The organism is Bradyrhizobium sp. HKCCYLRH3073, from assembly GCF_051167995.1.
Lineage (GTDB): Bacteria > Pseudomonadota > Alphaproteobacteria > Rhizobiales > Xanthobacteraceae > Bradyrhizobium.
In genome coordinates, this window is sequence record NZ_JBNPUD010000011.1 from 32,834 (window position 1) to 51,067 (window position 18,234).

Sequence of the window (18,234 nt, forward strand, 5' to 3'; positions counted from 1 at the left end):
GGACCGCAAAATACGGATAAATCATGGAATATCGGCTTGACGGGCTTGCGCTTGACCCGTCGATTCAGGCAGGTGGAAGGGGGAGCCGCGCGAACGGGCTGGGGCTCCCAGCCGACAGGTCGCGTCCCCGAGCCATGAGCGCCGATTCCGACAATGATGGGTTACAGGATCAGGCGGGCCTGCCGGAGCGGCCGCGCCGCAGCGGCAGCATTCTGCTGATCCTTCTGGTGGCGTTCGGCCTCGTCGCGGTTGCGATCGCGCTGATGACGATCGGCCGCGCCCAGGCGCAGCCCTACATTCTCGGCCTGCTGTCGCTGCTCGCCACCGTCGGCCTGTTCAATCTGTTCGCGTTCGCCGCCGGCATCGTCCGCTTCGCCGACAAGTCGACCGACGATCCGGTGTTGGGCGCGATCGCCGATCATGCCTTCGATGGCCTCGCGGTGACCGATCCGCGCGGCCATGTCGTCTACGCCAACGCCGCCTATCTCAACATGACGGGAGCAGCGACCGCGCAGGAGGCGCGTCCCGTCGAGCGTGTCTTCATCGGCAATCCCGATGTCTCCGAAGCGGTGTTCCGCCTGCTCAAGGCGGCGCGCGAGGGCAAGCGGCAGCAGGAGGAGGTCCGCATCACCGCGGCCGAAGGCGCGCAGGGGCGCTGGCTGCGGATGCGCGTGCGCCCGCTCGGCCAGACCAAGCGCCATGCCCGCTACGCGGTGTGGTCGATCGCCGACATCACCAGGGATCGCGAGCGCCAGGAGGACGTGTTCCAGGAGCTGCAGCACGCGATCGAATATCTCGACCATGCGCCGTGCGGCTTCTTCTCGGTCAATCCGGAAGGCAGCCTCGTCTACGTCAATGCCACGCTCGCCAACTGGCTCGACTATGATCTCGCCGAGATCGGCTCGGGCGGGCTGAAGCTCGCCGACGTCGTCTCGGGCGACGGTGCCTCGCTGCTCAGCTCGATCGTCGCGGTGCCCGGCGAGGTCCGCACCGAGGTGTTCGACATCGACCTGAAGATGCGCGGTGGCAAGACCATGCCGGCGCGGCTCTACCACAAGCTCGCCTTCGGCGCCGACGGCAAGCCGGGCGCCTCGCGTACGCTCGTCATCAGCCGCGCCCGCGACGAGCGCTCCGATCCGGAGCGCGCCGCCGAGGTGCGCTTCATGCGCTTCTTCGACCATACGCCGATGGCGATCGCGACCGTCGACCGCGGCGGCGCCGTGGTGCGCGCCAACGCCCGCTTTGCCAAGCTCGCGCAGAGCGTCAGCGGCGATGCGGCGGCGGCGAAGTCGATCTTCCGCGCCGTCAGTCAGCGCGACCGGCATCTGCTGATCGCCGCGATCAACCAGGCGGCCGAGGGGCAGGCGGACATTCCGCCGGTCGAGGTGATGCTGGACGGGCCGAAGGAGCGCTTCGGCCAGTTCTTCGTCACCGCGGTCGACGAGGACGAGCGCGAGACGGAAGCTGCGATCGTCTACATGCTGGAGACCACCGAGCGCCGCGCGCTCGAGAACCAGATCAACCAGTCGCAGAAGATGGAGATGGTCGGCCAGCTCGCCGGCGGCATCGCCCACGACTTCAACAACGTGCTCTCGGCCATCATGATGGCCAATGATTTCCTGCTGAACGCGCACAAGCCGACCGACCCGTCGTTCCAGGACATCATGCAGATCAAGCAGAACGCGACCCGCGCCGCGACCTTGGTGCGGCAGCTGCTCGCCTTCTCGCGCCGGCAGACATTGCGGCCGCAGGTGCTCGATCTCGGCGATGCACTGTCCGACCTGACGATGCTGCTGCGCCGGCTGATCGGCGAGAAGGTCAAGCTCGACCTGGTTCACGGCCGCGACCTCTGGCCGGTCAAGGTCGACGTCTCGCAGTTCGAGCAGGTGGTCGTGAACCTCGCGGTCAACGCCCGCGACGCGATGCCCGATGGCGGCAAGCTGTCGGTGCGGACCGCCAACGTCTCGGCCGACGAGGTCGCGCAGGCCGCCTACAAGGGCATGCCGGTCGCCGACTACGTCCGCATCGAGATCAGCGATACCGGCACCGGCATTCCGGCCGAGATCCGCGAGAAGATCTTCGAGCCGTTCTTCTCGACCAAGGAGGTCGGCAAGGGCACCGGCCTCGGGCTCTCGACCGTCTACGGCATCATCAAGCAAACCGGCGGCTTCATCTATGTCGACAGCGAGGTCGGCAAGGGGACCTCGTTCCAGATCTTCCTGCCGCGCCACATCGTCGTGCCGGAGGTCCAGGTCGAGCCGCAGGCCGTCAACGGCGCCGCCAAGGAGCCGGCTGCCGCCGATGCGCCGAAGCCGCGCGCCGACCTGACCGGGCAGGGCACCATCCTGCTGGTGGAGGACGAGGAGGGCCTGCGGGCGCTGAACGCGCGCGGCCTGCGCTCGCGCGGCTACAGCGTCATCGAGGCGTCGAACGGCGTCGAGGCGATGGAGGCGCTGGACGAGTGTGACGGCGTCCTCGATCTCGTGGTGTCCGACGTCGTGATGCCGGAGATGGACGGGCCGACGCTGCTCAAGGCGATGCGCGAGCGCAATCCGGAGATCAAGATCATCTTCGTCTCCGGCTATGCCGAGGATGCGTTCGAGAAGAGCCTGCCGGAGAACCAGCAATTCGCCTTCCTGCCAAAACCCTTCACGCTCAGCCAGCTCGTGGCGGCGGTCAAGGAAACCATGGCGCCACAATAGGTTACCGGAGTTCCTTGGCAGATTCCTTGGCGAGCCGGCCGAGCGGGTTCATCCCGCGACCCAGCGCCGCAGCCGCGCGGCCTCGTGCCGCCTTCCTTTTTCGTGGGTTGTGCCCATCTTACGGGCATCCCCATTCCGGGGATTATGGGAAACACAGATGAGCTTCATGCAGCGCAAAAGCGGCCTCCTCAAGGCGATGGCCGTGGCCCTTTCACTGGCGCTGCCGACGGTGCTCGCCGTCTCGGCGGCCGACGCCCGGATCGGCGGCGGCTCCAGCTCGGGCTCCCGCGGCACGCGCACCTTCTCGGCGCCGCCTTCGACCACGACCGCGCCGGGATCGGCGTCGCAGTTCAATAGGACGATCACCCAGCCGGGCCAGCCCGGCGGCTTCAACACGGCTGCGCCCTCGCGTGGCGGCCTGTTCGGCGGTCGCGCCGGTGGCCTGCTCGGCGGCCTCGCCGCCGGCTTCCTCGGCGCCGGCCTGTTCGGCATGCTGTTCGGCGGCGGCCTGTTCTCCGGCCTCGGCGGCTTCGCCTCGTTCATCGGCCTGATCCTGCAGATCCTGCTGGTGGTGGTCGCCGTGCGCTTCGCGATGGCCTGGTGGCAGCGCCGAAACCAGCCGGCCTATGCGGCCGGCCCGTCGCCGGGCCCCAATGACGGCCAGCAGAGCTTCCGCTCGGGCCTGAGCGGTCTCGGTGGTGGTCTGGGTGGGTTCGGCGGCTTCGGCGGCGGCAGCAATCAGCCGCCGCTGCAGATCCAGCCGGCCGACTATGAGGCGTTCGAGCGGCTGCTCGGCGAGATCCAGTCCGCCTGGTCGAACGAGGATGTCGGCCGCCTGCGCCTGCTCTCGACGCCCGAGATGGCCTCGTATTTCGAGCGCGATCTCGAGCAGAACCAGGCCCGCGGCGTGGTCAACAAGGTCAGCGCCGTGAAGCTGCTGCAGGGCGACCTCGCCGAAGCCTGGCGCGAGAATGGCGCCGACTACGCCACGGTCGCGATGCGCTTCACCCTGGCCGACAAGACCATCGAGCGCGCCTCGGGCCGCGTTGTCGACGGCTCCGACCAGCCGCAGGAGGTCACGGAGATCTGGACCTTCCTGCGTCACCCCGGCGCCGACTGGCAGTTGTCGGCGATCCAGCAGGTCGGCTGACGCCATAGGTCGAACGATCATCGGGCGCCGCGGAGCAATCCGCGGCGCTTTTGCTTTGCGCGTGGTTATAGTGGCGTGCCGCGATGAACAGGCAATGAGGATGGCCCATGCGTTACGAGCTCTACTACTGGCCCATGATCCAGGGCCGCGGCGAATATGTGCGTCTCGCGCTGGAGGAGGCGGGCGCTGCCTATCGCGATGTCGCGCGCGAGGACGGCATCGGTACGATGACGGCGATGATGGCGGCGGACAGCGACACGCCGCCGTTCGCGCCGCCGTTCCTGAGAGCGGGCCGCCGCGTCATCGGCCAGACCGCCAACATCCTGCTGTTTCTCGGCAGCCGCCATGGCCTCGCACCGAAGACCGAAGCCGGCCAACTTTGGGTGCATCAGCTGCAGCTCACAGTGACCGACTTCGTCGTCGAGATCCATGACACGCATCATCCGCTGGGGCCGACGCTGTACTACGAGGACCAGCGCGCGCCGGCCAAAAAGCGCACCGCCGAGTTCTGGAGCGAGCGGGTGCCGAAATTCCTCGGCTATTTCGAGCAGCTCCTATCGAATAGCGGTGGCGCCTACGTCACCGGGCGTCGGCTCACCTATGTGGACCTGTCGCTGTTCCAGATCGTCGCCGGCCTGCGCTACGCCTTTCCCCATCGCATGACGGCATTCGAGCGCAACATTCCAGGCCTCGTCGCGCTGCACGACCGCGTCGCCGCCAGGCCGAACATTTCGGCCTATCTGGCCAGCGACCGCCGCATCCCCTTCAACGAAGACGGCATCTTCCGCCACTACAAGGCGCTGGATGCCTGAGGGCTGAGGGCGTGCAGTCATGCTGAAGCGAGCTTCGCGTGCTCCTCTGAGAGCCTCGCTGGCGCCTCGTCGGCGCTGCGCTCCCTCTCCCCGTTCTTCACGGGGAGAGGGTTGGGGTGAGGGGCGGCCGCCATTGGCGCTAACTTACCAAATTAGCGCTTGGTATTCTCGTTTTCTTGGCGGCTCTCGGAGATGGCGTTGAATGTTCCGCGCAGCGGCCTGCAACGTTTGCACGTCGGGTTTGGGGATGACGGCGTCGACGAGGGCCTCGACGATCAAGCGCAATAGGCGCCAGACGCCGTTCTTCACGCGGCCTCCCGGCGGGGAGAGTCCCCGAGATGTTCCGCGATGAGCGGCTCGGTCAGCAGCGCCAGCAGAAGATGACAGAGGATGTGCGCTCTCGCACTCCTGGGATCCTCGCCCGGTGGTCGCGCGAGGCCGATACTGCTCTTGAGATGCTTGAAGGCGATCTCGATGCGCCACCGCAATCGATAGAGGCTGCTGATTGCTGGAAGTGGATATTCATCGCGATCGAGCGAGGTGATGATGATGACCCATTCGGCCGCGACCAACGTCTCGGGCTGCAGCTTGCGGCCCATGTCTCGTGCCCGGCGCGTGATCTTTTCGATCGTGGCATCGCGCGCCTGCTTCGGCTTTCGGATCGCCACCAGACGTAATGCGATAGGCTCTTTCGCCGAAGCCTTGATCCAGACGGGCCGATCAACCAGTCCCTTGCCACGCGACTTTTTTAGCAGAGCAATGAGATCGAGACGGTTCGCGTCGGCGTCGAGCCAACGAGCGCCATTCCATTTGGCGCGCACTACGATATCAGCGCTTTCAGCAAGCACCTTGGCGACCCGATCGGGCTGCAGATAGGCACGATCGCCGACGCGAATTTCGCCCGGCACGACACCGGCGCGATCGATGACCTCGCCCTCGCTCTCATCCGTCAGTTCGAAGGCGGTAAAGCGTTCGCTCGCCAGATCGAAGGCTGAATGTATCCGCCATACGCCGCCGGATTCGCGATCATTGCGGCCGGCTTTTGCCACCGCCGTGGCATCCACAAGACGGACCGGTCGGCCTTTCGCCGCGGCCAGGCAGGTCTCACCTGCGCTCCCAACGAGCAGCCGGCTGACCAGTTGTTCGAGCCAATCCGCCGAGTTGCGTAGCCGCTTGAGAAGCGCGACATTCGACAATGAGGCAAGTCCCATCGCCTCAGCCCATGCGGCGGTCAATCGCAGCCCGCGCGTCCCCCAACAATACGCGAGCACCAGCCGCAGCTGATCCACGGCACATTCGACCTTGCGGGCTCGTTTGAAAGCCCCAAATTCCCGAGCCTCATGCTCAAGCAGGTCAGCGCCGCCCAACCGAGCGATAGTGCGCAGCCATTCGGCGTTCGAAAGCGATTCGTCAGTCACTCGACCGAGGAATCATCCATTTCCGGCAGCAAAATGGTAAGTTAGCGCCAATGGGGGCGGCCGCACGGGAAGTGGGTGTCGGTAGACCTGTAACGCCTCACCCGAGCGAGCCGCGCGCGTGCTCCAAAACCACGTGGATCGCCGCGCCGCCACGGCCCAGCTCACACGTATAGCGGCAGGCGCCTGAGGCGCCGCCGCTATACGAAGTTGGCCTGAGGGTGTGGGATCGTCAGGCGAGAATGTCGACGCGGGTGCCCTGGCCGGGCGGCAACGGCGGACGCGAGGCCTGCTTCTCCGCGGCCGCCTCGTCGCCGGTCTTGGCGGGATTCACGGCCTGGCTCTGCTGCGTCTGGTTCCGCGCCTGGGTGTCTTGGGTCTGCGGCTTGGTCGTCTCGGTCGAGACCGGCGGCGGTGAGGGCGGCGGCGATGACGACGAAACGCTCGAAACGGACATGGTCCAGCTCCTCGCTTGGTGTTGCGACAAGCGTGGCCATCCCTGACGAAAACTTTGTCAAGCAGATCGTTCGAATTGTCTGCAACTGTCGGTGGCGCGGCGAATAGTGAACGGGTCGCTGCCGCCGGCGCAGAAACGACAGGGCTATCGCTTCGCCCTCGGCCTATTGGTCCTTGCTGCGGCTGATCGTGATCGAGGACTCGGTCTTGGTTCGGGCGCAACGCATGTCGAGCCGGCGGTAGCGGCTGGCGACGTCGTCGCCGCGGAAAATCCCGAGCCGGCGGTAACAGCGTGTGACGCCGCGCTGCATGTCGTCCTTCGGCAAGGTGAACACGATCGCCGCCGCGCTCGCCATCAGCTCGATGAAGGCCGGTGTCGGTTTGCGTTCGGATTTACCGAACAACTGGTTGCTGACATTCTTCGATGAGCAGCCGAGCGTGATCTCGCGTGCCTTGGGATGGGCGAGATAGACCGTGCCGGCCGCGGTCTGGCCGATCTTGATGCCGTCGATGCCGTTCTTCAGTTCCTTGGCAACGTCATCGCAACGATCGGCCCGTGCCGCCCGCGGCAGCAGCGCGCTGCTCAACGCAACGAGAAAAACAAAACCGGCCAAGCGGCCAAATGAGCAAAGCGATGACTGCATTCCAAATACCCCCGCGCCATTGAAGCCTGCGCGAGGGGGGCATGCAAGCGCGATGCGCCGCAGCCGCACAAGATCATCAGCGGGTGTGGCCGCGTGTTGACGGGACGGCGGTCACATGCCGGCGGCAGCGGCGCGATCGCTTGCTCAGAACCAGCAGCGGCCCGGATGTGCGAGCGAGACGCCGGCTGCGCGGCGCTCGCAGTCGTTGCCGTAGGTCTGGAAGTTGCAGCCGCAGACCGGCATGTAGATGCGTGGGCAGAGCGTCGGCTTTCGGCGGCAGACGCCCATCATGTCGAACCGGCCGCATTGGCCGGCTGGGAATTCGCAATAGAGACCGGCATTGCAGCGAATGCCGGCGAAGCCGCCGCACGCGCGGCCGGGACCGACGGCACCAGCGGAGCTCGGGAGCAGGGTGATCAGGGCAAGGACGAATGCGATGATGGAAACGAGACCTCGTGTCATGACGCCTCCAGGAAGAAAATGAATATGTCAACAATCTAAGGTTACATAATTCGGCAACCGATCGCAATCGATCTCGTCGTGCGACACTGCACTGCTCGCGGCATCATGTTGCGGCGACCTCGCGGGCCGTCTCGATCAGCAGGTCGAACGTCTCGTCGGGGGCGTGCTGCACGACATCGTGCCCGCACGCAAATGCCTGCACGCGCCACGCGGGATCGTTGCGCAGCCGCTCACATTGCGCGGTGAACGGCGTCGCGCTCCATCCGCTGGCGTAGACGAAGGTGCGGCGCAGAGTAGGCGGCGCCGGACTGCGGAGGTTCAGGGCCTGGATGAAGGTCCCGAGCGGATGCGGCCGGCGGCGCGGATCGGAGCCCTCGCGCGGCAGCGCCGTCAGCCCGTCATGCCCGGCGCGTTCGATCACGAACCGGCGATACGCGTCACCGGCGAGATCCCACCATGACTGACCGTTCTCGGGTGCGAAGGCATCGAGATAGATCAGTGCGGCGAGCCGTTCCGGCACGCGGTCGGCGACGCCGGTCGCGACCATGCCGCCATAGCTGTGCGCGCACAGGATGACATCGGACAGGTCCTCGGTCGCCAGCAGCTCGACGACGTCGGTGATGTGGGTCTCGAGATTGACGGCATGGGTGCGGGCGGGCGTTTCCTCCAATCCGCTCAGGGTCAAGGCATAGGCGTCATGACCGGCCTGCCGGAGCCTGGCCGAGAGCGCGGCGTACATCCAGCCGCCGTGCCAACCTCCTGGAATCAGGACAAAAGTCGCCATGATCTTACTCCTCGGCTGCTGTACGGAGACATGTCTTGCAAGGCTTCCGACGGGTAGCGTATCAGACCTGTCAAGACCGCTTTGGGCGGCCAACTTTAGAACCCCACGAGCTCGCCATGAACGCGCCGACCGCCTTCCCCGACCAGTCCAAGCCCGTCCCGCCCTACAAGCACACGCCGCTGTTTCCGCTCGGGCCGGACACCACGCCCTACAAGAAGATCACCACCGACGGAGTGCGCGTCGAGAAGGTCTTGGGCCGCGACATGCTGGTGGTGTCGCGCGAGGCGCTGCGGACCCTGTCGGAGGCGGCGTTCGGCGAGATCAACCACTTCCTGCGGCCCGGCCATCTGAAGCAGCTGCGCAGCATCCTGGAGGATCCGGAAGCCAGCCCGAATGACAAGTTCGTCGCGCTCGACTTCCTGAAGAACGCCAACATCTCCGCGGGCGGCGTGCTGCCGATGTGCCAGGATACCGGCACTGCGATCATCATGGGCAAGAAGGGCTGCAACGTCATCACCGATGGCGACGACGAGGCGGCGCTGTCGCAGGGCGCACGCGACGCCTATCTGCGCCGGAATCTGCGCTACTCGCAGGTCGCGCCGCTCTCCATGTACGAGGAGAAGAACACCGCCAACAACATGCCGGCGCAGACCGAGATCTACGCGGAGGGTGAGGACGCCTACAAGTTCATGTTCATGGCCAAGGGCGGCGGCTCGGCCAACAAGAGCTTCCTGTTCCAGGCGACGCCCTCGGTGCTGACCAAGGATCGGCTGCTGGCGTTCCTGAAGGAGAAGATCCTGACGCTCGGCACCGCGGCGTGCCCGCCTTATCACTTGGCGATCGTCATCGGCGGCACGTCGGCGGAGCTGTGCATGAAGACGGTGAAGCTGGCGTCTGCGCGCTATCTCGACGCGCTGCCGACCCAGGGCTCCCCGGACGGCAATGCCTTCCGCGACTTGGAGATGGAGCAGGAAATCCACAAGATGACGCAGTCGCTCGGCGTCGGCGCGCAGTTCGGCGGCAAGTATTTCTGCCATGACGTCCGCGTCATCCGCATGCCGCGCCACGGCGCGTCGCTGCCGATCGGTCTCGGCGTATCCTGCTCGGCCGACCGCCAGGTGCTCGGCAAGATCACCAGGGACGGCGTCTATCTCGAGGAGCTCGAGCACCATCCGGCGCAGTATCTGCCGGAGGTCGAGCAGGCGCTTGGCGGCGAGGTCGTGAAGATCGACTTGAACCAGCCGATGAAGGACATCCTCGCCACCCTGTCGAAGAACCCGATCAAGACCCGGCTGTCGCTGACCGGCACCATGATCGTCGCCCGCGACGCCGCGCACGCCAAGCTGCGCGAGCGTCTCGATCGCGGCGAGCCGCTGCCGGACTACTTCAAGAACCATCCGGTCTACTACGCCGGTCCCGCCAAGACCCCGGACGGCTACGCCTCCGGCGCGTTCGGCCCGACCACCGCGGGCCGCATGGATTCCTTCGTCGACCAGTTCCAGGCGGCCGGCGGCTCGATGGTCATGGTCGCCAAGGGCAACCGCGCGCCGGCCGTGCGCGAAGCCTGCAAGAAGCACGGCGGCTTCTATCTCGGCTCGATCGGCGGCGCCGCGGCGAACCTCGCCGAGCACTGCATCAAGAAGGTCGAGGTCGTCGAATATCCCGAGCTCGGGATGGAAGCGATCTGGCGCATCGAGGTCGTCGACTTCCCGGCCTTCATCATCATCGACGACAAGGGCAACGACTTCTTCAAGGAGCTGAACCTCGGCTAGATCATGCACTTGTGGCGATACGTCATCACAGTGGATCACGGTAGCGCACCGAACTATGGTCCGCCCTCCGTAACGCTCGCCATATGCAAGCCGGAAATACGCAGGCTGGCTGAGGTGGGCGACCTCGTGATGGCATTCGCGGGGCGCTCGCTGCTAAGAGGAAAGGATGGAAAGTGGCATCCTGATGCAGTCATTTGGGCTGGAGAGGTCGGCGAAATCTTGAGCTTCGATCAATATTGGCGGGATTCGCGCTTTCAGACAAAAAAGCCCGACCGGAGTTCGCGTCCTGACAATATCTATCGCCCTAGAGCCGGCGGATATATTCAGGTTCGGAACTCTGTCCATCAGCTGGGAGACCAGTCTCGGGATATCGGTGGGCGCAATGTTTTGGTCATGAAGGCCGCATGGCATTTCGGCCGGAACGGCGTTGTATTGCCCGCGAAATTTCTGAAATTTCGCATCGAGATCGGTGCTCGACGTGGTCATCGCCGAAGCGAAATAGGTGATACATCAAAAAGGGCGCTTCTCGCGTGGTTTAGAGAAAGTGGCGTCCAAGTACCTAACAAGCGCACATATCCCGAGCCGCAGCTGCAGTCTTGTGGCTGCTCTCCGCGTCACAAGCTTATGCGAACGTGCTAGGCGGGAATTTCCACTCGCGGCCCTTGGTCGTCGGGCTCGACGGATTCCGCAACGGTTGGGTCGCTGTCTCGATCGATGGCGATGATCACGCGATCAGCTTCCCGGCTGATATCTCGACCGCGCTTGCAGCCCCCTTCGCCCGTGCCGCCATCGATATGCCGATTGGCATGACCGACGACGGCAATCGCGACTGCGACCAGCTCGCCCGCGACAAGCTGACGCCGCATCGCTCCCGCGTCTTCACTGGCGCGCGGCGCTGGCTGTGGGAGGAGTACACGGATCCCGATGAGGCGAATATCGAGGCCTCGCGCCGCCGCCAGCCGCGCGCCTCGCGCCAGCTCTGGCATCTCGGCCGCAAGATCATGGAGGTCGATGCCTTCGTGCGCGCGCATCGCGATCTCGACATCCGCGAGGTGCATCCGGAGCTCGTGTTCCTGCGCCTCCACGGCGCGCCGCTGCCGTCGAAGAAGACGGAGCAGGGCGCCGCGCTGCGGCGCGAGTTGCTGATCGGCGGGGGCTTTGCCGAGATCGATGACTGGATCGGCATCGCGCGTCGCGGCACCGGCGCCAAGAAAGACGACGTGCTCGACGCCTGCGCCGTCGCACTCGCCGCTTGCGACTGCGTCGGCAGCGTCCCTGAGGGCGAGCCGCCGCGCGACGCGCATGGCGTGCCGATGCAGATCTGGTTTTGAACGAGGCATATGGGCACGACGGCCGCTACAAACTCAGCCGTCATTCCGGGCTCGTGCTGCGCACGCCCCGGAATGACGGAGGACAGAGTGTTGCGTGATGCCCGGCCGGGGAGGCGAGATGGCGGCTCCTATTTCCGAAAAAAATAAATCACTTGCCAAATTTCGGAAATCGTGGTTCTCTCTCGCCATCCCGCCTCACTGCGGAGGGGCGTTGCGCGCGATCGTCACGACACGCGAGGCGGGGAGGCGATGGCCGCGGATTGTCGCAGCATGCCCTCGGGGTGTGCCGACGAACGGCGATATGCGGACGCGAAGTCGCGTGGTCCTGGCGCCCCGAAGCTGGCGCCAAGTCCGGAGGATGATGATCCTTCGGGCGACGGTGGCTAACAAGCCGGACACCGGGGAGATCGCGTATAAGCGTGAAGACCATCGCGCAGGGAAGGCCGGGTGTTCTCGGCTGCACCTGTGGTACCTGCCGCCTGCATTTCTTTCGCAGGCGGGCCGCAGGCGTCAGCCGACGCCTGGCCTTCCCTGCGCCCTCTGCATTTGGAGAGGGACATGCCGATGTATCCCTCGGGCGATGTTCGCCGCGAGTGCGCGCGCGCTTGTCCATGCTGTTTGAGATGTGAAGCGGAACAAGCCCGAGCGGCGCGGCGGTAGGGTGGGCAAAGCGGCCGCCCGCAAGGCGGTCGCGTGCCCACCGTCAGTCGGAGCATTGCGGAGCGAATGGTGGGCACGGCGCGGGAGAGCACATCGCCATCGAGTGGCGGCGTGGGCGCGCCTTTGCCCACCTTACGGATTCAGCCCCGCGCGCCGGTGAACGGGAAGCTGCCCATGAAGCCGATGCCCATCTCACCCGAGATGGTGTCGCCGGCGACCTTGCCCTTGAAGTCGAGCGTCAGCGGCATCGGGCTGGTGATGGAGACCTTCCAGGCGACGTCATCGCCGTTGACGGTGCCATCGAAGATCTCGGCGGAATCGCCCTCGGCGGCCTGGGTGCCGGTCAGCGTCGCGCCCGAGCTCTTCACGCTCAGGGTCGCGCTGCGCTCGCCCATCGGCGTGTTCAAGGTCAGATTCCAGTTGCCGTCCACAGCCATCGATCGTTCTCCTGGCGTTGCGCTTTGCGGACCTCGAGGCGGCGGCCTCGAGGATGCGTTCGGCCGCCCCTATAGCGCATCTTTGCGCGTAAGCCCATTGCGGCGATCGGATGCAGCGGTCAGGCCCGGGCCGCCCTGAGGCGGTTGGCGACCACGAAGCGGAAGGCGATGAACTGCAGCGCGAAGGCCGCGACCTTGGCGCCGCCCGCAACCACGGTGATGTAGAGCACCCACAGCTTGATGTCGCCGGTCATGGCGACCGCGATGGTGCCGAGGCCGAGCGCGAACATCAGCGCCGCCCAGGCATAGCCGGCGATGGTGACGTATTCCGGGATGGTCTCCGACACGATCGGCGGCACGTAGCGCAGCATCCAGCCGCGCTTCAGCATGATCAGCCCGATGGCGAAATGCCCGATCGCGGGCTTGGCGAACATGAAGCGGGGATCGTTGGTCAGGAGCGTCACGCCGCCGAGCACGATCACGAGGCCGACGCTGGCATAGGCCATGAAGCTGAGGTGCACGCCCTTGATGCGCGCCCAGACCACCTGCACCACGGCGACGGCCACCGCGACGGCGGTCGCCAGCACCACGTCGTCGGTCGCGATGTAAAGGAGGAAGAACACTGCGGCCGACAGGAAGTCGGCAATCAGCTTGGCAAACACGACTTTCACGCACGTCTCCTGCAGCAGACCCCGGTCACGAATCTTGGCCGGACATTGCGGCGGCAGTCTGCGCTGCCACGTCCTTTGTTCGGCGGTAGTCAGGATACCAGCGCGTGAAATAAAGTGCACTGTTGCGGGCGGCAAAGGCGATGGCGAGGCCGGTCCAATAGGGCAGGCCGGGCACGTAGAGCGTCATCAGGTTGCCGACGATCATCAGCAGCGCGGAAACAGTCCAGGCGCCGGTGATGACGTAATTGGCGCGCAGGAAGCCCGGAATCGCCGCGGTTTCCGGAGGGACGGCCTCGAGCGCATATTGCAGCGTGAACGGCATGCGCAGCAGCATCGAGCCCAGCGACAGCGCGAAAATGCCGCAGTCGACCGCAAGACGCACCATAGAGGCGCTCGGCGTGGGATCGATGAGCTGGAGGTAGGCGGCTACGGCGGTGAACACGACGGCCGAGCCGAGGCCGAGGATCTTGATCGACCGGCCCTTGATCACATCCAGCGCCACCACCGCAAGGCACAGCGCGGCGCCGACGGCCAGGCTGAGCGTGGCCGAGACCACCATCATCAGCGCAGCATAGACGCCGTAGGGCGCAAGGATGAGGAAGATCGTCATAAGTTCGCCGGCCAATCTTTACACTGCCAAGATACTTAGAGTCCGTACGGCGTCGGGTCAAGCAAATCTTGACAGTGTCAAAATCTTGTGACTTCGCAATTTACCCAAGGCTTTTCAATGTCTTGGATCGTCAGTCCCGACCCAATTGCCGTGGAAGCCGTCGGGCACGCGATGGCCGAGATGCACCAGTGCCACCGGCCCATTGCCGATGTCGGTGGCGTTGAACACCGCGAGGTCGGACGTGTTGCTCTCGGCGCGCCAGACCACCGTGAGCAGCCAGCCGTCGCCTTCGGCCGCATCGCGGCTGCGCGGCACGAACACCGGCTCGGACAGGGTGTCGCCAGCGGGCAGCAGGTGCGTCGCCCGGCGCGTGCCGGCGCCGTCGACATGGGCGAGCCCGGACAGCGCGCCGAACTGTGGCCCGTCGGGATTGGCGCAGGCGTACCAGCCGTGGCGGCTGGCGAGACCGGCGCGGCGGTCGTCGATGCGGGGGAATTCGCCGGTGAGGTCGTCGAGATAGCTCTGCGAGAAGCGGTCGGTGTTGCCGGCGAGGTCGAAGCTCCAGCGGCACAGCCGCGCGACCGACTTGGCCGGATCGGTCGGGCGCCCGTCGGGATGCGGAAACAGCGGCGCTTCCTCGAACTGCATCACGTCGGCGACGATGCGGTTGCCGTCCTCCCAGGCGTTCATGATGTGGAAGACGTAGCAGGCGTCACCGCGAAACCAGACGATGTCCTTGATGTCGCCGCTGCGCTTCATCACACCGACATAGGCGCCCTTGTCGGGCTCCCAGGCATAAGGCGGCCTGCCGGACATTGCGCGCTCGATGCTGCCGGTGAGCGGCAGGATTGGAAACAGCACGTGGTTCGCCGTGACGATGAAGTCGTGCACCATGCTGGCATAGGGCGCCTCGAAACGATCGAGGCGCATCAGCCTGCCGGCCGCATCGACCGTGCCGTAGGACAGCGCCGGCGTCAGCGGTCCGGCGGCGTTGTAGCCGAAGAACAGCAATTCGCCGGTGACCGGATCGGTCTTCGGATGCGCGGTGAAGGCGCCGCGGAGGCGGCCGCCGAAATCGTGATAGCCGCGGGTGGCGAGCGTGCCCGGCTCGATCTCGGTCGGCAGATGCGCCTCTTCCAGTGCGAGCAGGCGGCCGGCATGGGCGATGACGTTGGTATTGGCGACGCCGCCATCGGTGACGTCGGCCGGCGCATCCGGCAGCCTGCGGCCGAAGCCGCCGAACAGGGCGCGGCCGGCCTTGCGCTCGGCCTCGAATTTCGGGGTGCGGATCCAGCGGTTGCGATAAGACGCGCGGCCGTTCTCCAGATGGAACGCGTGCAGCATGCCGTCGCCGACGAACCAGTGCGAGCCTGGCGAAGAGAATTGCGGGTTGGGGCCGTTGCGATAGAGCGTGCCGTTCAGCTCGCGCGGCAGCTCGCCGGTGATGGCGAGGAACGGCGCGTCGGCCTCGAACGGGATCGGCGCGATGTTGTCGCGCGGAGTGCGGCGCTGGACTGTTTCTTTCGACGGTCCATTCATGGCGTGTCCTTCCCCTCGATGCCAGCTTTATCTTTACGATGTAAAGATAAAGCTACCGGCCGAGAAGCCCGAGGTCAAGGCTAATCTTTACGCTGTCAAAATTGCTTGTATAAGGAGAAGCATGACGAAGATCGAACAGGCAAGACTGAGCAGGCACCGGACAACGACGGAGGCGGCCCGGACGCGATCGCGGCGCGCGGTGAGCGCGGGCGAGCCGGCCGCCCCCTATCATCACGGCGCGCTGCGCGATGCGCTGCTCGAAGCGGCCGAGCGCGTGCTGGAGCGCGACGGGCTGGCCGGACTGACCTTGCGCGCGGTGGCGCGCGAGGCCGGCGTGTCGCATGCGGCGCCGACGCATCATTTCGGCGATCTCACCGGGCTGGTCAGCGAGCTCGCGGCGATCGGATTCACGCGGTTCAATGCGGCGATGAAAGCGGCCGGCGAGCAGCCGGGCACGCCGATCGAGCGGGCGATGGCGCGGGCCCGCGCCTATGTCGCCTATGCGCAGGCCAATCCCGGCATGTATGGACTGATGTTCCGGACGGAGCGTCTGGATTATTCCCGCCCCGCGCTGCACGAGGCCGCGGAAGCCTCGTTTGCCGGACTCGCGGGCTCGGTCGCCGCGCGCAGCGAAGGCCCGGTCGGCGACGAGGAATTGTCGCTCGATCAGTCGGCGGCGATCGCCCGCGCCTGGTCGCTGGTGCACGGCTACACGATGCTGCTGCTCGACGGCCGCCTTGCCGACATCCTGCGCCGCTCGCCGCCGGGCACCACGGCCGAAAAGCTGCTGGAGGCGATGCTCAGGGCCACGGTGCCGAAGCTGCCGCCGGGCGCGTAGGTCGACGCACCGGAAACCGGGTGGGGGATCATGCGTTGGCAATGCATGGCACGAACCCCACGCGCTCCCTGGAGCAAGGCCAATCCGCGCAAGCGCGCCGGCAAGGCCTCCACCCATCTCACTCCGGCCGAGAAGGCGACGGCCAAGGCCCGCGCCCGGCGCGCCGGACGGCGCTATCCCAATCTGGTCGACAACATGCGCGTCTTGGCCAAGAAGGCGGCAAAGACCAAGACCAGCGGCCGCAAGCGGGCGGCGAAATCGAAGACCGGGAAGAGCGCATCGAAGCCAGCGAGCAGGCGCACATCCGCCGTGCGCAAGACCGCGAAGTGACGCTCGCTGCGGCCGCCCGGCCGACGGACGCAGCCTAGAGCATCAGCGCGGCGCCGATTCGCGCCACGTCGCGATGTCGAAGGATTTCGAGCGGCAGGGCCCCTGATGACCGGAACTCGTCCTGCGCAGGACGCTGCAAGCTGGGGACGGCGCGAAACGGCGGCGGGAAACACCTGACAGCGTCGCGAATTTATCCTAGAACGGCGGCCTCGCGAGGTCCAAGTCTTCTCATCACTCATGCCTGTCATCCCGCAATCCAAACCCTATCGCATCGGCCGCTCCAAGACGGGGCTCGGCCTGTTTGCCACCCAGCCGATCAAGAAGGGCACCAAGATCATCCGCTATTTCGGACCGCTCCTGGATTCGAAGAAGGCGGAGGAGGATGCGATCGAGAACAAATATCTGTTCGAGCTCGACAAGCGCTGGACCATCGACGGCTCGATCCGCGAGAACGTCGCCCGCTACATCAATCATTCCTGCAAGCCGAACGCCGAGTCCGACGTCAAGCCGCGCAAGAAGAAGATCTTCATCCGGGCCATCAAGAACATCGAGCCCGGCGAGGAGATCAACTACGACTACGGCACGGACTACTTCAAAGCCTATCTGAAGCCGATCGGCTGCAAATGCGATGCTTGCGAGAAGAAGCGGGCGAAGAAGAAGGCCGAGGCGCGCGCCGAGCGGGCGCGGGTGAAGGCGAAGGACGAGCGCAAGGCCGAGAAGAAGGCGAACAAAAAGGCCGAGAAACTGGTCAAGGACAAGGCCAAGCAGCGGTCCAAGGCAAAAGCCCAATCGGGCGAGGCGGCTCGCGGCAAAGCCAAGTCCCGGCGGCCGGCTGCCGGCAGTCGCGGCAAGACCAAATCCACTCCCGCAAAGACGCTGACCAGCCGCGCCAAGGCGGCCTGATCTGGCGGGCCCGTTTCCGGGATCTCTCAGGACGGCTTGCCGAAGGCCAGCGTCGTCCAGGTGATTCCGGCCGCCCGGTTCTCTGCGCCGAGCGACTCGCCGAGGCGGTTGAGCCGGAGCGTCAGCCCGAGCTGGCGCGCCGGCTCGATGATCGTTTCGGCCGCGACCTCGAACATCCGCCGGCCCGGCGGCACCGGCCCATGCCGCAGCGTCATGATCAGCAGTCCGCCGGGGGCGACCCGTGCCGCGATGTTGGGCAGCGCGCGTCGCCGCTGCGCCTCGTCGAGATGCATCAGAACGGCGGTCAGCATCACCAGGTCGAACTGCTCGTCACGAGCGGCCAGTGCGGCCAGATCGGGAAGGCTGTCGTCGATCCAGGTGATGGCGGGGGAGGGATGCAGTTGCATGGCGCCGACGCGTAGTGCCTCGGTCGGCTCGACGGCCACCACCTGATGTCCAAGGCTCGCAAACCAGGCGGCGTCGCGGCCCGTGCCCGCACCGATGTCGAGCACGCGCGCTGGCGCGGCGGGCAGCAGGTGAAGCACGGCGGAATGGACCTGTTCCGACGGAATGCTCTCGTAGCGCACGAAGAGACTGTCGGCCTCGGTGGCGTAGCCTTCCGTTCCGATCACCTGCGGCTGCATCACTGCGATCCCCTGTCGATCTCAGATTATGCAGAAGATGCATTCGCCGCGCATGTCAATCTCGGTTCGGTCGC

At 65.8% G+C, this 18,234-nt stretch carries 19 protein-coding genes; 9 read left to right on the forward strand and 10 right to left on the reverse strand.

Annotation, left to right across the window (positions count from 1 at the left end; genetic code table 11):
* The first annotated feature begins 134 nt into the window (after positions 1-134).
* From cckA to ACQR1X_RS24010, 3 genes are all read left to right on the forward strand, one after another.
* Positions 135-2,702 (forward strand): cell cycle histidine kinase CckA, encoded by a 2,568-nt coding sequence (cckA, locus tag ACQR1X_RS24000; protein ID WP_434899700.1) that lies wholly within the window; start codon positions 135-137, stop codon positions 2,700-2,702.
* Between the two features lie 166 nt (positions 2,703-2,868).
* Positions 2,869-3,852 (forward strand): Tim44 domain-containing protein, encoded by a 984-nt coding sequence (locus tag ACQR1X_RS24005; protein WP_434899755.1) that lies wholly within the window; start codon positions 2,869-2,871, stop codon positions 3,850-3,852.
* 107 nt (positions 3,853-3,959) lie between these two features.
* Positions 3,960-4,664 carry a glutathione S-transferase gene (locus ACQR1X_RS24010; protein ID WP_434899701.1) on the forward strand — a complete coding sequence of 235 codons (705 nt, stop codon included), beginning with the start codon at positions 3,960-3,962 and terminating at the stop codon, positions 4,662-4,664.
* A gap of 305 nt (positions 4,665-4,969) precedes the next feature.
* On the opposite strand, the gene ACQR1X_RS24015 is transcribed toward ACQR1X_RS24010, so the two are convergent.
* From ACQR1X_RS24015 to ACQR1X_RS24035, 5 genes are all read right to left on the reverse strand, one after another.
* Positions 4,970-6,082, reverse strand: a complete 1,113-nt coding sequence (locus ACQR1X_RS24015) for an IS4 family transposase (protein ID WP_316216447.1) — start codon at positions 6,080-6,082, stop codon at positions 4,970-4,972.
* A 229-nt stretch (positions 6,083-6,311) separates the two neighbouring features.
* Positions 6,312-6,536: a hypothetical protein gene (locus ACQR1X_RS24020; protein ID WP_315804283.1), complete on the reverse strand. Its 225-nt coding sequence runs from the start codon at positions 6,534-6,536 to the stop codon at positions 6,312-6,314.
* A gap of 163 nt (positions 6,537-6,699) precedes the next feature.
* Entirely contained in the window at positions 6,700-7,179 is a 480-nt protein-coding gene (locus ACQR1X_RS24025; RefSeq protein ID WP_316238728.1) for a hypothetical protein, read from the reverse strand.
* A gap of 144 nt (positions 7,180-7,323) precedes the next feature.
* On the reverse strand, positions 7,324-7,641 hold the full coding sequence (locus tag ACQR1X_RS24030) for a Kazal-type serine protease inhibitor family protein (protein ID WP_315804281.1): 318 nt from the start codon (positions 7,639-7,641) through the stop codon (positions 7,324-7,326).
* A 103-nt stretch (positions 7,642-7,744) separates the two neighbouring features.
* Entirely contained in the window at positions 7,745-8,425 is a 681-nt protein-coding gene (locus tag ACQR1X_RS24035) for an alpha/beta fold hydrolase (RefSeq protein WP_434899702.1), read from the reverse strand.
* A gap of 116 nt (positions 8,426-8,541) precedes the next feature.
* Between ACQR1X_RS24035 and ACQR1X_RS24040 the strand changes: the two genes are divergently transcribed.
* From ACQR1X_RS24040 to ACQR1X_RS24050, 3 genes are read left to right on the forward strand one after another with little or no spacing between them, the layout of a single operon-like run.
* The gene (locus tag ACQR1X_RS24040; protein WP_315753126.1) at positions 8,542-10,197 is read left to right on the forward strand and encodes a fumarate hydratase; all 1,656 of its coding nucleotides are present in this window, start codon (positions 8,542-8,544) and stop codon (positions 10,195-10,197) included.
* A gap of 3 nt (positions 10,198-10,200) precedes the next feature.
* Entirely contained in the window at positions 10,201-10,836 is a 636-nt protein-coding gene (locus ACQR1X_RS24045; RefSeq protein ID WP_434899703.1) for a hypothetical protein, read from the forward strand.
* Positions 10,830-11,528, forward strand: a complete 699-nt coding sequence (locus ACQR1X_RS24050) for a DUF429 domain-containing protein (RefSeq protein ID WP_434837876.1) — start codon at positions 10,830-10,832, stop codon at positions 11,526-11,528. The genes ACQR1X_RS24045 and ACQR1X_RS24050 overlap by 7 nt, the downstream gene beginning before the upstream one ends.
* Positions 11,529-12,328: 800 nt before the next feature.
* On the opposite strand, the gene ACQR1X_RS24055 is transcribed toward ACQR1X_RS24050, so the two are convergent.
* From ACQR1X_RS24055 to ACQR1X_RS24070, 4 genes are all read right to left on the reverse strand, one after another.
* The gene (locus tag ACQR1X_RS24055) at positions 12,329-12,625 is read right to left on the reverse strand and encodes a hypothetical protein (RefSeq protein ID WP_315804278.1); all 297 of its coding nucleotides are present in this window, start codon (positions 12,623-12,625) and stop codon (positions 12,329-12,331) included.
* A gap of 119 nt (positions 12,626-12,744) precedes the next feature.
* Complete coding sequence (locus tag ACQR1X_RS24060; protein ID WP_315804277.1) at positions 12,745-13,296, reverse strand: septation protein IspZ; 552 nt, start codon at positions 13,294-13,296, stop codon at positions 12,745-12,747.
* 25 nt (positions 13,297-13,321) lie between these two features.
* Positions 13,322-13,906 (reverse strand): hypothetical protein, encoded by a 585-nt coding sequence (locus tag ACQR1X_RS24065; protein ID WP_434899756.1) that lies wholly within the window; start codon positions 13,904-13,906, stop codon positions 13,322-13,324.
* A gap of 114 nt (positions 13,907-14,020) precedes the next feature.
* Positions 14,021-15,445: a carotenoid oxygenase family protein gene (locus tag ACQR1X_RS24070; protein WP_434899704.1), complete on the reverse strand. Its 1,425-nt coding sequence runs from the start codon at positions 15,443-15,445 to the stop codon at positions 14,021-14,023.
* Positions 15,446-15,566: 121 nt separating this feature from the next.
* Between ACQR1X_RS24070 and ACQR1X_RS24075 the strand changes: the two genes are divergently transcribed.
* The 3 genes from ACQR1X_RS24075 to ACQR1X_RS24085 all read left to right on the forward strand — a co-directional run bounded on the left by ACQR1X_RS24075 (position 15,567) and on the right by ACQR1X_RS24085 (position 17,516).
* Positions 15,567-16,283, forward strand: a complete 717-nt coding sequence (locus ACQR1X_RS24075; RefSeq protein WP_434899705.1) for a TetR/AcrR family transcriptional regulator — start codon at positions 15,567-15,569, stop codon at positions 16,281-16,283.
* A gap of 45 nt (positions 16,284-16,328) precedes the next feature.
* Positions 16,329-16,613 (forward strand): hypothetical protein, encoded by a 285-nt coding sequence (locus ACQR1X_RS24080; protein WP_316218132.1) that lies wholly within the window; start codon positions 16,329-16,331, stop codon positions 16,611-16,613.
* A gap of 237 nt (positions 16,614-16,850) precedes the next feature.
* Positions 16,851-17,516, forward strand: coding sequence for an SET domain-containing protein (locus ACQR1X_RS24085; RefSeq protein WP_434883468.1), 666 nt, complete (start codon positions 16,851-16,853; stop codon positions 17,514-17,516).
* Positions 17,517-17,542: 26 nt separating this feature from the next.
* Here ACQR1X_RS24085 and ACQR1X_RS24090 read toward each other — a convergent pair whose 3' ends face one another.
* A complete protein-coding gene (locus ACQR1X_RS24090) occupies positions 17,543-18,160 on the reverse strand; it encodes a class I SAM-dependent methyltransferase (protein WP_316182487.1) in 618 nt (205 codons plus the stop codon).
* Positions 18,161-18,234 lie beyond the last annotated feature (74 nt).